Source organism: Rhodoferax sp. GW822-FHT02A01 (assembly GCF_038784515.1).
Lineage (GTDB): Bacteria > Pseudomonadota > Gammaproteobacteria > Burkholderiales > Burkholderiaceae_C > Allorhodoferax.
Map to the genome: position 1 here is coordinate 456,629 of NZ_CP152376.1, position 15,458 is coordinate 472,086.

Below are 15,458 nucleotides of genomic sequence, written 5' to 3' on the forward strand. Positions count from 1 at the left end.
GCTACAACTGCTGGGTGATGTGGATGAAGTGGTGCAACTGGGCCCGAAATTCGTCGAGCGTTGGCATATAGGAAGTTTGCAATGGCCGCATCTGGCCTGAGGCATCGATAAGCGTGACATTACACCCGCAAAGTTTCGCTTCATGCGCCAGCATGGTGAAATCGTCGTAGGTGTAGAGCGTGCTCACCGTCTGCAACAGATCTGCCAACTGTCTGCGGGTTGGCGGATACAGCTTGGTGATCTCCACACAGCCAGCAGGATGGGCGCCCAGGTTGCGCCCCTTGCCCACATAGACGGCGTCTTTGTCGCGCACACCATGGGCATCGTGAAAGAACGGCTCCGTGGTGGGGACCTGCAGAACCAGTCCATCCGCATACGGCGCCAGCTCGTTGTTGTAGGCCACCAGCAGCTCGCCCGGGCCGTACACCTTCTCTCCATGGCCGAGCTTGCCAGGCGTGTTCAGTATGAACCGCACCACGCGCTGGGCATGCAACACGTTGCCGGGAGCCACTTCGGGGTACACCACGATGTCCTCGGCAAATGACTCGACCGGATAGCCCGCAAACCAGGTGCAGACCACTGCGTCATAACCTGCCAGCACCAGCCACTTCTGCAAGTCATACAGCACCCGGATTCCGGCCGACGCATGCTGATAGGGTGGCGCCACGATGACATAGCGCCTGCCGCGCTGGCGCGGCGCGTGCAGATAGGTCAACTCGGAATCGGTGGGCACTGGCACGGGTTCGCGCGCGGGAAGTTGGCGGTCGACTGAGCGCAGCAGTGCCTCCACGCGGGGGGTCAAGCCGGCGTCTGCCGTGCCCGCTTCCACTTGCGGACGCTCCAGGCGCAGTACGGATTCCCGAAATTCCTTTTCCCTGGACGCAGGCAGGGTCTGCCCATCTGCCACCACTGCATCCACCGCCACAAGGCCGCTGGGTTCGGGGTCTGCCTGCCACGCCAGCACCGTAGGCGCAGGGTGGTAGGCCACGATGCCGGGGCGCCCGTCCGGGTTCCACCCGGTCAGGTCAATCAGTACGTCTGCCTCCCGCTTGCGGATTTCGCAGGCAACGGCCTCGTCGCTGAGGGATCCAACGTCCTGAGCGTCCACGGGAATGTCCTGGCCCCAGGCCAGCATGAAATGCATCTCACGGCCTTCACGAAGGCCTGCCAGCAGGTTCTGCACATGCGATGCGGCAAAGGAACGGGCGTGCCCGATCCAGACAATGCGCAGTGCGTCATGACCGTAAGAGACACGTGCCGCCATCGGGCGCCGCTGGTCCATGGTTGGTTCGACACACAGCTTGCGCGCCATTTCAAAGCCGGGGTTGCAGCGCAGACAGGCCCGCAAAGCGGCCTGTGCCAGACCTGTTTGCAGCTTTTTGAAATAGAGGACGGCCAGGTTGAAATATGCGGCGTAGGCCTCGGGTGCATCGTTCAGCGCCAACCAGCTGCGGTACGCATCGATGGCAGCATCCACATGCCCGGCTCCCGCCAGCGCCTCTGCCCTACCGATGATCTCGACCCATGTTTCCGGAATTGTTGTGGCGCTCACCATGTGCTCAGAGACTACGTTTATTTGGGCTCTCTGACTGCTTCATCCAATCCTTTGGTCAATGGCCAGGCCAGGTAGGAAATCATGGAGCGCTTGCCCACTACGATTTCCGCACTCAAAGTCATCCCCGGAAGCAGTCTGGATCCGTCCATCATATTCTTTAAGTCGGTGTGTTCCAACGCAATGTGACCCAGGTAGTAAGCATCGGAGCCGGACTTGCCCGCGGCGTCTCGCTTGAAGGCATCCTCGCTGACCGAGACAACCTTCGCATCCAGTGTTCCATGGCGCTGGAACGGAAAGGCGTCGAGCTTGATGTGCACCGGCAGACCGGCCTTGATGTAGCCCACATCGCCCGAGTTGATCTGCACTTCCGCTTCCAGCTTGGCATTCAGAGGGACCAGGGTGAAGAAGGTCTCCGCGCCCCGCACGATGGAGCCGGGTGACAGCTTGGCAATTTCCAGCACCACGCCATCTACCGGCGCGTACAGCGTCACCAGTTGGGTACGCAGGTCCGCCTTCTGCAATTGCTGCAGGATGGAGTCGCGCTCGCGCGACACGGTGAGCAGCTCTTCCATGGCCTTCTGGCGCCAGTTGCGCTCGAAGGCGGTTTTCTCCGCGTCAAAGGCGGAGAGTTCCAGCCGCAGCTCCTTTTCCCGGTTCTGGGCCAGCTCCAGGTCACGCTGGACCTCCTTGCTGCGTTGCTGCGCTTCCAGCAGTTGCAACGGTGCGCCGTATTTCTGGGCCACCATCTTTTCCTGCATCGCTTCCATCTCCTTCATGGAGCGCAGGCGCGACTCAATCTGGCGCTGGTCGCTGCGGTTGGTGGCAAGGGCGGCCCGCAGCTTGGCGGCCGACTCCGTGAGCTTGAGCTCCTGGGCGCGGTAGTTGGCGCGGCGCTCGGCCAGCAGATTGGCCTGCAATCGTTCGTCATCGGTCGTCGGCACACTCAGGTTGGCATTGGAGCCGTTGAGTTCGAGTTCAATGCCGCGGATCTGCGTCTCCAGGCTGGCCAGCCGCACCTTGAGCTGCGATTCATCGGCCTTGGCAAAGGTGGCATCCAGCGTGGCCAGCTTGTCACCCTTTTTCACCACCTGACCCTGGCGCACGTCCACGGTCTGGATGATGGAGGTGTCCAGGGGCTGCACCACCACATTGGGCAAGGGATTGGTCAGCTGGCCCCGTGCGACCACCACCTGATCCAGTTCAGACACAGTGGCCCAGATGATGAAGGTCAGCAGCGCCACCAACAGCAGATGCAGGGTGAACTGGGCATACCGCGGAACCGGGCTGCGCTCTATCTCGTCGGCATCCGGTAGGTACTCGATGACGGTCTTGCCCTTGCCCACCTTGGCGGACTTGCTCTCGGCCGGTTTGACCGGCTTGGCAGCCTTGGCCGGCTTGGGCGCGGCAGGTGCACCCTTGTCTTTGGATTTCAGAAACGGCAGCTTCATAGGTGGCTCGTCTGCTGATTCCAGAGTTGCTGATAGGTTTCACAGCGGGCAACCAGTTCCTCATGGCGCCCGCTATCCATCAGCTTGCCTTGCTGCATCACCAGGATGGCATGCGCATTGACCAGCGTGGAGAGGCGGTGCGACACCATGATCACGGTACGCCCCACGGCAATGCGCGTGAGGTTGTTCATGAAGATGGCTTCGCTCTCGGGGTCCAAGGCGCTGGCCGCTTCATCCAGGATCAGTATGCGCGGGTTGGTCAGCAGGGCACGTGCGATCGACAACCTCTGCTTCTGGCCGCCCGACAGATTGGCCGCGTTTTCCTCCAACATGGTGTTGTAGCCCTGGGGCATGCGCTCGATGAACTCGGCGGCACCCGCGGCCTCCGCCGCTGCCACGATCTGTTCGAAGGTGGACTCGGGCTTGGCCATGGCGATGTTGTCGCGCACCGAGCCGCGGAACAGAAAATTCTCCTGCAGCACGACGCCGATCTGCCGACGCAGATGGGCCAGTTCAATTTCGCGTGCATCGGTGCGGTCGAAGCGGACCACGCCTTCCTGAATGGTATAGAGCCCCTGAATCACCTTGGTCAGCGTGGACTTGCCCGAGCCGCTGCGGCCCACGATGCCCACCACCTTGCCGGCGGGAATAGTGAACGAGGCGCGGTCCAGCGCATTGATGCTGGAGCCGGGGTAGCGGAAAGTGACGTTGTCGAATGCCACCTCGCCAGCCAGTTCAGGGCGCAAGCCGCCCGACGTCGCCCGCCCTTCCGAGGGCCGGTTCATCACTTCGCCCATCATCTTGATGGACAGCATGGTTTCCTGGTAGTCGTTGACCAGTCCCACAATGGAGATCAGGGGCCCGGTGACGCGCCCGGTAATCATCTGGAAGCCGATCAGTGCGCCCACGGTCATGGTCTGGTCGAACACCTGCTGCGCACCCATCACGATGATGACCACCGGCAGCAGCTTGCCCAGAAAGTCGGTCACGGCGTTGCCGGTGACGGCCAGCTTGCCGACGCGGAAATGCATGTTGATGGAGTGCGCCGAGCGCTGGTCCCACAAGCGCCGTTGGGCCGGCTCGATGGCCAGTGCCTTGACCGTGCGCATGCCGTGAATGGTCTCCACCATCATCGATTGGCGCTCGCCTTCCGCCTGGTACAAATCCTTGAGCCGCTTCTGGAAGGTAGGCACCATCAGCGCGACGATACCCGCTATCAGCAAGGTAAACACCAGGGTGATCAGGGCCAGTTGTACCGAGTAGGTGAACAGCAGCGGCAGGAAGATCACCAGCGATGTGGCGTCCAACACGGTAAAGAACATGCGTCCGGTCAGGAAGGCCCGTATCTTGTCCACCTGCTGCATGTGCCGGGTGATCACGCCCGCAGTGGTCGTCTCGAAGTAGTCAATCGGCAGCGACAGCAGATGGGCGAAGGTTTTGCGCGTCAAACGCATGTCGATCTTGTTGGTCGCCGACAGGGTCAGGATTTGGCGCAGATAGCCGAACAAGGAGTCGAATATCAGCGCGATCACGATCCCCACCCCCAACACCCACAGCGTGGACACGCTTTGGTGCACCAGCACCTTGTCGATCACCAGCTGAAAGAAGATGGGCGAGCCCAGCGCCAGAAAGTGCATGGCGATGGCAGCCACGGCAATGTCGCGCAGGGCCGCCTTCTGCTTCAGGATGTCCGGTATGAACCAGCGAAAGCCAAAGGGTTGTCCTTCTTCCGGCAGCGTGTAGATACGCTTCATGAGGAAGACTTCACCATCCCAGTGGGCGCAGAACTGCTGCTGATTCAATAGCAGCACTTCGGTGGGGGTGGTCGCAGCCGGGTTCAGTACCGCAACCTTTTCACCGTCCTTGGCGTTGGCACCCACCACGATCACACTGGTGCCGTCCTTCATGCGGGCGATCAGCGGGAACACGCCACCTTGGGCCAGCAGATTGGACCAGGTCAGTCGGTCGGCCTTGGCCTTCAGGCCAATGTCCGTGGCAATGCGCAGTACGGTTGCTTTGGACGGCTCTTCCCCCACCAAGGCATAGTCTTCAATCAATCGCTCAGGATTGATCGGCAACCGGTGGTGCTGTGCAATGGCAGCAATGCATTGGACAGTGGTGTGGGGAAATCTTTCGGCCATGTGTATGTATCCCAAGGGGACACGGCGATTTCAACATGGTCACCCCTTGGCCAGCCAAAGAAATAGGGGCCCTTTGGGCCCCTATTTCATCAGCTGCCTGTTGGCTTCGGCGTAGCCGCCGCCAGCGCTCCCGCCGCGTTCGGATCCTGCGTCGCCGTCAGGCTTGGCACACCGTTGAGCGCGTTTGCCGATGTACCCTGCGTCGCCAGCAAGTTGCCGTTCGCGTCGAATTGCTTCATCACGTCGGCCATGCTCACCGCCGTCAGCGCCACCCCACTTCCACTGCTGCTGGTTGCAACATTGAGTTTGGGCGTATCCGCCGTTCCCGCCGCAGCGTCCCCGGCAAATGCGCTGATGGCCTGTGCAATGCCGCTCACCTGGGTTCGCAAGTCGACCGTACCGGCAACTTGCGGAACCGGTGCCGGCGATGCAGCCGTTGCAGTCTGTGTAGCAGCCGGTGCAAGGGCCACGTTCCAGTCCAGCGCAATCGGCGTGCTTGCCGCAGTCACCTGCGTAGTCGGCTCCGAAACCGCAGTGGTAACAGAAGCCACAGGTTGCGAGGTGCCAGCCAAAGCCGCTGCCTTGTCCGCCACGAACCAGACGTCCGCCGCGGTCTGCGTCGTGCCGTTCCTCTCAAACGTGGAAGTCATGCCGATCAGGTTACCGTTGTCCTTGGTCGGTGCCACGGTCGCATTTGTGCTGATGCTGGTGATTCCCAGGGAGTCCAGCGTCACCACCTCGCCCTTCTCGGAGATGCCGTCGGAGTTGGCATCTATCCAGACACGCAGGTTGGCAAAGGCAGCATCTTTCTTGTCGATAACACCATCGCCATTGCTATCCAGCTCCCTCAGGGCCTGATAACCGTCGGTCGCCTTGGTGCCGTTGGACAAGGTGGTGGACGAGCCGAACAGCTCAGAGCCGTCGTTGATCTGTCCATCGCCATTGCGATCCATCACCAGCAGACCATCGCTGCTGGAGACCCAGCCTGTGGAGACCTTGGTACCGGTGGCAAACAGGTCGAAGTTCACACCATCGGCAGCACTCTTGGTCTTGACGCCATCGCCATTCAAGTCCAGCACGATAGGCGTACCCAATCCCAGGGCCGGTCCCTGTGCGGTGGTAAACGCCGCAGTCTGCGCCGTTGTCAGCGCCGCCACCTGCATGGTGGTCAGCATGGCCACTTGTTGCGTCGTCAACGCTGCGATTCCTGCCGTCGTGATGGCCTGGATCTGCGAGGTCTTGAGGGCAACCAGGTCGGTCGTCTCAATGCTTGCAATCTGCGCGGTCGTCAATGCCGCGACCTGGCTGGTCGTCAGCGCCATGGCCTGCGCCGTCGTCAACGCCACGACCTGATCGGTCGTGAGCGCCACCACTTCCGCAGTTTGCAGTGCAGCGACCTGGGATGTCTTGAGCGCTGCAATGTCCACTGTTTCAATGGAGGCCACCTGCGATGTCGTGAGCGCTGCCATCTGGACCGTGGTCAAGGCCTGCACCTGATTGGTCGTGAGCGCCACGATCTGGTTGGTCGTGAGTGCCCGCACCTGGCTGGTCGTGAGCGCTGCCACGTCTGCCGTGGTGATCGCCTGGATCTGCGCCGTCGTCAGAGCCACTACGCCCGCCGTGGTGATCGCCTGGATCTGTGCCGTCTTGAGTGCTGCCACATCCACCGTCTGGATTGCCACCACCTGGCTGGTGGACAGCGCCTGGATACCCGCAGTGGTGACTGCCTGCACCTGGTTGGTGCTGAGCGCAATCACCTGGTCGGTTGTCAGCGCCGCAACCTGGTTGGTCTGCAGTGCGGCCACGTCCGCGGTGGAAATCGCCTGCACCTGCGCTGTCGTCAGCGCCGCCACACCGGCTGTGGTGATGGCCTGGATCTGCGCCGTCTTCAGCGCTGCAACGTCCACCGTCTCGATCGCCACCACCTGGTTGGTAGTGAGCGCCTGCAACTGAGCTGTAGTCAGTGCTTGCACGCCTGCCGTGGTCAGGGCGATCACCTGGTCCGTGGTCAATGCCACCGCCTGGGCTGTCGTCAGGGCTGCGACCTGGTTGGTCTTGAGTGCCGCGACATCCGCCGTCTCAATCGCCACCACCTGGCTGGTGGAGAGCGCCTGCACGCCCGTAGTGGTGATTGCCTGCACCTGGTTGGTGTTCAGCGCCACCACCTGGTTGGTCGTCAGCGCCGCAATCTGGTTGGTGTTCAGAGCCGCTACGCCGGCGGTAGTGATCGCCTGGACCTGCGCTGTCGTGAGGGCTGCCACACCGGCTGTGGTGATGGCCTGGACCTGCGCTGTCTTGAGCGCGGCCACATCCACCGTCTCAATCGCCACAACTTGGCTGGTGGAAAGCGCCTGCACGCCCGCGGTGGTCACCGCCTGCACCTGGTTGGTGTTCAGTGCCACCACCTGGTTGGTCGTCAAGGCCGCAATCTGGTTGGTCGTGAGGGCCGCCACGTCTGCCGTGGTGATCGCCTGCACCTGGTTGGTCGTGAGCGCTGCCACTCCGGCGGTGGTGATGGCCTGTACCTGCGCAGTCTTCAGAGCCGCCACATCCACCGTCTCGATCGCCACCACCTGGTTGGTGGTCAGCGCCTGCAGCTGGGCCGTCGTCAGCGCCTGCACTCCGGCCGTCGTCAGGGCAATCACCTGGTTCGTGGTCAATGCCACGGCCTGGCTGGTGGTCAGTGCTGCAACCTGTGCTGTCTTGAGCGCGGCCACATCCACTGTCTCAATCGCCACCACCTGGCTGGTCGAGAGCGCCTGGATGCCCGCAGTGGTCACTGCCTGCACCTGGTTGGTGTTGAGTGCAATCACCTGGTCGGTCGTCAAAGACGCTACCTGCGCCGTCGTCAAGGCCGCCACGTCTGTGGTCGTGATCGCTTGCACCTGGTTGGTCGTCAGTGCCACCACGCCCGAAGTCGTCAGCGCCGCGATCTGGTTCGTCTTCAGCGCGGCAATGTCCGCTGTCGTGATGTTCTGAACCTGCGTGCTCGTCAGAGCCTGGATACCGGCAGTGGTCACTGCCTGAGCCTGGCTGGTGGTCAGCGCACCGATCTGATTGGTCGTCAGCGCAGCAACACTTGCCGTGGTGAGCGCTGCAACCTGATTGGTCTTGAGCGCGGCCACATCCGCTGTCTGGATCGCCACTACCTGGCTGGTGGACAGCGCCTGGATACCCGCAGTGGTGACTGCCTGCACCTGGTTGGTGTTGAGCGCAATCACCTGGTCAGTCGTCAAGGACGCTACCTGCGCCGTCGTCAGTGCCGCCACGTCCGTGGTCGTGATCGCCTGCACCTGGTTGGTCGTCAGTGCCACCACGCCCGAGGTCGTCAGTGCCGCGATCTGGTTCGTCTTCAGCGCGGCAATGTCCGCCGTGGTGACGCTCTGCACCTGCGCGCTCGTCAGTGCCTGGATACCGGCAGTGGTCACTGCCTGCACCTGGTTGGTGTTCAGTGCCACCACCTGGTTGGTCGTCAGCGCCGCAACCTGGTTGGTCGTGAGGGCCGCCACGTCTGCCGTGGTGATCGCCTGCACCTGGTTGGTCGTCAGCGCTGCCACTCCGGCGGTGGTGATGGCCTGTACCTGCGCAGTCTTCAGAGCCGCCACATCCACCGTCTCGATCGCCACCACCTGGTTCGTAGTGAGCACCTGCAGCTGGGCCGTGGTCAGGGCCTGCACTCCGGCCGTCGTCAGGGCAATCACCTGGTTCGTGGTCAATGCCACAGCCTGGCTGGTGGTGAGCGCTGCAACCTGATTGGTCTTGAGCGCGGCCACATCCACCGTCTCAATCGCCACCACCTGGCTGGTCGACAGCGCCTGGATGCCCGCAGTGGTCACTGCCTGCACCTGGTTGGTGTTGAGCGCAATCACCTGGTCGGTCGTCAAGGACGCTACCTGCGCCGTCGTCAAGGCCGCCACGTCCGTGGTCGTGATCGCTTGCACCTGGTTGGTCGTCAGTGCCACCACGCCCGAAGTCGTCAGCGCCGCGATCTGGTTCGTCTTCAGCGCTGCAATGTCCGCCGTGGTGACGCTCTGCACCTGTGCGCTCGTCAGTGCCTGGATACCGGCAGTGGTCACTGCCTGAGCCTGGCTGGTGGTGAGCACGCCCACCTGGGTGGTCGTCAGCGCCGCAATCTGGTTGGTCGTGAGCGCGGCCACGTCTGCCGTGGTGATGGCCCGCACCTGGTTGGTCGTGAGGGCTGCCACACCGGCGGTGGTGATGGCCTGTACCTGCGCGGTCTTCAGCGCTGCCACATCCGCTGTCTCGATCGCCACCACCTGGTTGGTGGTCAGCGCCTGCAGCTGGGCCGTAGTCAGGGCCTGGATCTGGGCCGTGGTCAGGGCAATGATCTGATCGGTCGTGAGTGCTGCCACCTGCGCCGTGGTCAAAGCTGCCACCTGCGAGGTCTTGAGGGCCGCAATGTCCAGCGTCTCGATGGCCACGTTCTGGGCCGTGCTCAGCGCCTGGATGCCCGCCGTGGTGAACGCCGGCATCTGGCTGGTCGTCAGCGCCACGATCTGGTTGGTCGTGAGCGCGGCCACTTGTGCGGTCGTCAGCGCTGCCACATCTGCTGTGCTGATGGCTTGCACCTGGGCCGTGGTCAGGGCCTGCACGCCCGAGGTGGTGATGGCCGATATCTGGTTGGTCTTGAGGACTGCAACGTCCACCGTCTCGATGGCCGCCACCTGACCTGTGCTCAGCGCCTGCACGCCCGCGGTGGTCACTGCCTGCACCTGATTGGTGTTCAGTGCCACCACCTGGTTGGTCGTCAAGGCCGCAATCTGGTTGGTCGTGAGGGCCGCCACGTCTGCCGTGGTGATCGCCTGCACCTGGTTGGTCGTGAGCGCTGCCACACCGGCTGTGGTGATGGCCTGGACCTGCGCAGTCTTCAGAGCCGCCACATCCACCGTCTCGATCGCCACCACCTGGTTCGTAGTGAGCACCTGCAGCTGGGCCGTGGTCAGGGCCTGCACTCCGGCCGTCGTCAGGGCAATCACCTGGTTCGTGGTCAATGCCACAGCCTGGCTGGTGGTGAGCGCTGCAACCTGATTGGTCTTGAGCGCGGCCACATCCACCGTCTCAATCGCCACCACCTGGCTGGTCGACAGCGCCTGGATGCCCGCAGTGGTCACTGCCTGCACCTGGTTAGTGTTGAGCGCAATCACCTGGTCGGTCGTCAAGGACGCTACCTGCGCCGTCGTCAAGGCCGCCACGTCCGTGGTCGTGATCGCTTGCACCTGGTTGGTCGTCAGTGCCACCACGCCCGAAGTCGTCAGCGCCGCGATCTGGTTCGTCTTCAGCGCGGCAATGTCCGCTGTCGTGATGTTCTGAACCTGCGTGCTCGTCAGAGCCTGGATACCGGCAGTGGTCACTGCCTGAGCCTGGCTGGTGGTCAGCGCACCGATCTGATTGGTCGTCAGCGCAGCAACACTTGCCGTGGTGAGCGCTGCAACCTGATTGGTCTTGAGCGCGGCCACATCCGCTGTCTGGATCGCCACTACCTGGCTGGTGGACAGCGCCTGGATACCCGCAGTGGTGACTGCCTGCACCTGGTTGGTGTTGAGCGCAATCACCTGGTCAGTCGTCAAGGACGCTACCTGCGCCGTCGTCAGTGCCGCCACGTCCGTGGTCGTGATCGCCTGCACCTGGTTGGTCGTCAGTGCCACCACGCCCGAGGTCGTCAGTGCCGCGATCTGGTTCGTCTTCAGCGCGGCAATGTCCGCCGTGGTGACGCTCTGCACCTGCGCGCTCGTCAGTGCCTGGATACCGGCAGTGGTCACTGCCTGGGTCTGGCTGGTGGTGAGTACGCCCACCTGGGTGGTCGTCAGCGCCGCAATCTGGTTGGTCGTGAGGGCCGCCACGTCTGCCGTGGTGATCGCCTGCACCTGGTTGGTCGTCAGCGCTGCCACACCGGCGGTGGTGATGGCTTGCACCTGCGCAGTCTTCAGCGCCGCCACATCCACCGTCTCGATCGCCACCACCTGGTTGGTGGTCAGCGCCTGCAGCTGGGCCGTCGTCAGCGCCTGCACTCCGGCCGTCGTCAGGGCAATCACCTGGTTCGTGGTCAATGCCACGGCCTGGCTGGTGGTCAGTGCTGCAACCTGTGCTGTCTTGAGCGCGGCCACATCCACTGTCTCAATCGCCACCACCTGGCTGGTCGAGAGCGCCTGGATGCCCGCAGTGGTCACTGCCTGCACCTGGTTGGTGTTGAGTGCAATCACCTGGTCGGTCGTCAAAGACGCTACCTGCGCCGTCGTCAAGGCCGCCACGTCCGTGGTCGTGATCGCTTGCACCTGGTTGGTCGTCAGTGCCACCACGCCCGTGGTCGTCAGCGCCGCAATCTGGTTCGTCTTCAGCGCTGCAATGTCCGCTGTGGTGACGCTCTGCACCTGCGCGCTCGTCAGCGCCTGGATGCCGGCAGTGGTTACCGCCTGGGTCTGGCTGGTGGTGAGCACGCCCACCTGGGTGGTCGTCAGCGCCGCAATCTGGTTGGTCGTGAGCGCGGCCACGTCTGCCGTGGTGATGGCCCGTACCTGGTTGGTCGTCAGAGCTGCCACACCGGCTGTGGTGATGGCCTGTACCTGTGCTGTTTTGAGCGCTGCCACATCCGCCGTCTCGATCGCCACCACCTGGTTGGTGGTCAGCGCCTGCAGCTGGGCCGTAGTCAGGGCCTGGATCTGGGCCGTGGTCAGGGCAATGATCTGATCGGTCGTGAGTGCTGCCACCTGCGCCGTGGTCAAAGCTGCCACCTGCGAGGTCTTGAGGGCCGCAATGTCCAGCGTCTCGATGGCCACGTTCTGGGCCGTGCTCAGCGCCTGGATGCCCGCCGTGGTGAACGCCGGCATCTGGCTGGTCGTCAGCGCCACGATCTGGTTGGTCGTGAGCGCGGCCACTTGTGCGGTCGTCAGCGCTGCCACATCTGCTGTGCTGATGGCTTGCACCTGGGCCGTGGTCAGGGCCTGCACGCCCGAGGTGGTGATGGCCGATATCTGGTTGGTCTTGAGGACTGCAACGTCCACCGTCTCGATGGCCGCCACCTGACCTGTGCTCAGCGCCTGCACGCCCGCGGTGGTCACTGCCTGCACCTGGTTGGTGTTCAGCGCTATCACCTGGTTGGTCGTCAGCGCCGCAATCTGGTTGGTCGTGAGGGCCGCCACGTCTGCCGTGGTGATCGCCTGCACCTGGTTGGTCGTCAGCGCTGCCACACCAGCTGTGGTGATGGCCTGTACCTGCGCGGTCTTCAGCGCGGCCACGTCCACCGTCTCGATCGCCACCACCTGGTTGGTGGTCAGCGCCTGCAGCTGGGCCGTCGTCAGGGCCTGCACACCGGTCGTCGTCAGGGCAATCACCTGGTTCGTGGTCAATGCCACGGCCTGGCTGGTGGTCAGTGCTGCAACCTGTGCTGTCTTGAGCGCGGCCACATCCACTGTCTCAATCGCCACCACCTGGCTGGTCGACAGCGCCTGGATACCCGCAGTGGTGACTGCCTGCACCTGGTTGGTGTTGAGCGCAATCACTTGGTCAGTCGTCAAGGACGCTACCTGCGCCGTCGTCAAGGCTGCCACGTCCGTGGTCGTGATCGCCTGCACCTGGTTGGTCGTCAGGGCCACCACGCCCGTGGTCGTCAGCGCCGCAATCTGGTTCGTCTTCAGCGCTGCAATGTCCGCCGTGGTGATGTTCTGCACCTGTGCGCTCGTCAGCGTGGCTACCTGGCTGGTGGTAAGTGCCTGGGTCTGGTTGGTGGCAAGGGCGGCAATCTGGGTGGTGGTGATCGCCTGCACCTGGCTGGTGGTGAGTGCTGCCACACCGGCGGTGGTGATGGCCTGCACTTGCGCTGTGGTCAGGGAAGCCAGGTCTGCCGTTTCAAGGGCGGTGATCTGGCTTGTCTTGAGGGCTGCAATGTCCGCGGTTTCAATGGCGGCCACCTGGTTGGTGGTCAGGGCAATCAGTTCGGTGCTGGTGAGGGCCTGGATTTGCTTGGTGGTCAGCGCTTGAATCTGGGCGGTGGTGAGCGCTTGGACCTGATCCGTTCTCAGGGAGGCAATGTCGTCAGTCGTCAACGACTGTATATATTGCGTCGTGAAGGATGCAATGACTGCTGTCGAGAAACCACTGATATTGCTAGCCATTTATTTTCCTTTGGAACCCGAAGGTTCACCAAACCATCTTTGAACGGCCGCCCCACCCTGGTTCAGCCCATCCCTGCAAACGCCACCCATCGCATCCAACCGCTTGCTTTTCGGCAGACACATAAATTAACAAATGCCGCAGTCGAGCAGACTACGGCCTGTCTTCCTAATCGGCAGATCTTTGCAATTCTTAAGCAAAAATCTGACAAATCCTTGAAATCAGCCGATTTCGGCCTGATTTCAGCAAACTTTTGTTACATCAGGTCATCTTAAATGCGCGTTTGCTTGTCAGAACGCGATAAAGCGCGGCTTTTCCACTCATTTGCGCGCCTTTGGCCTTCCGCCGTCTGCTTGGGGCTGTTGAGGGCCAGGGAGCGCTCCAAATTCGCCCGGGCGCTTGCATCGCCACTTTCGGCAGCCAGAAAAAGCCATTTGTGGCCTTCAATCGGGTCCAGCGCAGCCCCCTCGCCCGTGACATACATCAAGCCAAGACGGCTTTGGGCGGCCACCACACCCAATTCGGCGGCGCGGCCCAACAAGGAGAGCGCCTGGATTTCGTCCTTTTCCACGCCTTCCCCCTTGGTATATGCCAAGGCCAGGTTGTACTGGGCTTCTGGGTCTTCCTGCATTGCGGCCTTCTTCCACTCCGCCACGGCACGCTCTGGCAGTCCGGTCAGTGCATACAAAATGCCCAGATTGGAGCTGGCAGCGACAAAACCCTGGTCGGCGGAGCGCTGGAACCACTGAAAGGCGAGCTTGAGATCCCGCGTGAGCCCATCTGCACCGGCTGCGTACAAGGCACCCAAATTCCACTGCGCACGGGCATCCCCCTGCTCAGCCGCCTTGAGCAACCACTGGAGCGCCACCTTGAAGTTCTTTGCAACGCCCTTGCCACGCAGATAAGCCACGCCCAGTGCGCATTGGCCACCGGCATGCCCTTGGTGCGCGGCCTTCTCGTACCACTCGAGGGCTGTATCGCCATGCTGCGACCGCGTCTTGCCCTGCTCCAGTTGCTGCCCCAGCAGGAATTGCGCCTGGGGTTCGCCCAGTTGCGCGGCCTTTCGCAAAGCAAGCAGACCCAGTTCCCGGGTGTCACTCAGCATCCAGTGGCCCAACGCAGCCAGAGCCTGGGGATGCTCCTGACGCGCGGCCTGCATCCACAGGTCCAGGCTTTCGAGCGGGTCCTGCATGCCGCTGGACGTGTACAGGTAGAGCTGACCCAGCGCAAATTGCGCCTGCGGCAGCCCGGCCTTGGCGGCGCTGAGATACCACTTGAACACGTCCGGTAGCCCGGCCGCCTCGCTCAGGCGCGCCAACGCCAGCTGCGCACGGGCGTGCCCCTGCTGGGCCGCAACACCATACCAATAGAGTGCCGAATCGAAATCCGCATCAAGCCCCAAGCCCCTCTCATACATCTGGCCCAGGTGATAGCGCGCATCGGAGTTGCCCTGTTCCGCAGCTTTGATCCAGCGCCCCTCATTGCGCCTGCGCTCCGCCTGCCCATGCCTTTGGACACGCAGGCCGCGCAAGGAACCAATGGTTTGACCTTCCTGCTCCAGGGTCTCAATGGCGACCTGGGCAGCCAGATGGTCCTGGCGGGCGGCCTTGCGGTACCAGACCAGCGCCGCATCGGTGTCCGGCGGCGAGACCACCCCCTTGAGCAGCGCCTCACCCAGTGCATGCTGGGCCTCCGGCAACCCCTGAGAGGCGGCTGCCTGGTACCAATGGATCGCCTGTGCCGGGTCCTGCTCCATGCCATCACCCTGCAGGTAGGCATTGGCGAGCGCGAGCTGGGCCTGGGCCAGACCGGCATCGGCAGCACTGCGCAGAAACTGCATGGCCTGGGCGGTGTGCGTCTTCCCATACAGCACGCCCAGACGAAGCTGAGCTTTGGAATGCCCTTGTTCAGCGGCCTTGGCAAACCACAGTTTGGCCGAATGCACGCTCTGCTCGACACCGATGCCGGACTCGTAGCGCGTGGCCAGCAGGTACTGCGCGGCAGCAAGCCCCCGCTGGGCAGCCTGCGATACCCAGTGCACGGCCTGGGCGATGTCTTGCAACACACCAATGCCGTTGGCGTACATCAGGCCAACTTCATACTGCGCATCGGCCGCACCCAGCCTTGCGGATTTCAGTGTTTCATCGAATACACGCTTGTCTTTGGCGCTGAATCTGGTTGCCATGG

At 62.7% G+C, this 15,458-nt stretch carries 5 protein-coding genes; all 5 read right to left on the bottom strand.

All coding sequences use genetic code 11. The features are described from left to right. Nucleotide 1: 1 nt before the first annotated feature. The 5 genes from AAGF34_RS02135 to AAGF34_RS02155 all read right to left on the bottom strand — a co-directional run bounded on the left by AAGF34_RS02135 (nt 2) and on the right by AAGF34_RS02155 (nt 15,456). Nucleotides 2-1,552, bottom strand: coding sequence for a hypothetical protein (locus AAGF34_RS02135; RefSeq protein ID WP_342618986.1), 1,551 nt, complete (start codon nt 1,550-1,552; stop codon nt 2-4). Between the two features lie 20 nt (nt 1,553-1,572). Next, entirely contained in the window at nt 1,573-3,003 is a 1,431-nt protein-coding gene (locus AAGF34_RS02140) for an HlyD family type I secretion periplasmic adaptor subunit (RefSeq protein WP_342618987.1), read from the bottom strand. Then, complete coding sequence (locus AAGF34_RS02145) at nt 3,000-5,144, bottom strand: peptidase domain-containing ABC transporter (protein WP_342618988.1); 2,145 nt, start codon at nt 5,142-5,144, stop codon at nt 3,000-3,002. Before AAGF34_RS02145 ends, AAGF34_RS02140 begins: the two co-directional genes overlap by 4 nt. Nucleotides 5,145-5,233: 89 nt before the next feature. Beyond that, nucleotides 5,234-13,273, bottom strand: coding sequence for a heme utilization protein (locus AAGF34_RS02150; protein WP_342618989.1), 8,040 nt, complete (start codon nt 13,271-13,273; stop codon nt 5,234-5,236). A 269-nt stretch (nt 13,274-13,542) separates the two neighbouring features. Then, nucleotides 13,543-15,456, bottom strand: coding sequence for a hypothetical protein (locus tag AAGF34_RS02155; protein WP_342618990.1), 1,914 nt, complete (start codon nt 15,454-15,456; stop codon nt 13,543-13,545). Nucleotides 15,457-15,458: the final 2 nt, after the last annotated feature.

Bases quoted from the DNA above. Each gene is read 5' to 3' on its own strand.
- AAGF34_RS02145 (WP_342618988.1), bottom strand. From the start codon at position 5,144: ATGGCCGAAAGATTTCCCCACACCACTGTCCAATGCATTGCTGCCATT.
- AAGF34_RS02140 (WP_342618987.1), bottom strand. From the start codon at position 3,003: ATGAAGCTGCCGTTTCTGAAATCCAAAGACAAGGGTGCACCTGCCGCG.
- AAGF34_RS02150 (WP_342618989.1), bottom strand. From the start codon at position 13,273: ATGGCTAGCAATATCAGTGGTTTCTCGACAGCAGTCATTGCATCCTTC.
- AAGF34_RS02155 (WP_342618990.1), bottom strand. From the start codon at position 15,456: ATGGCAACCAGATTCAGCGCCAAAGACAAGCGTGTATTCGATGAAACA.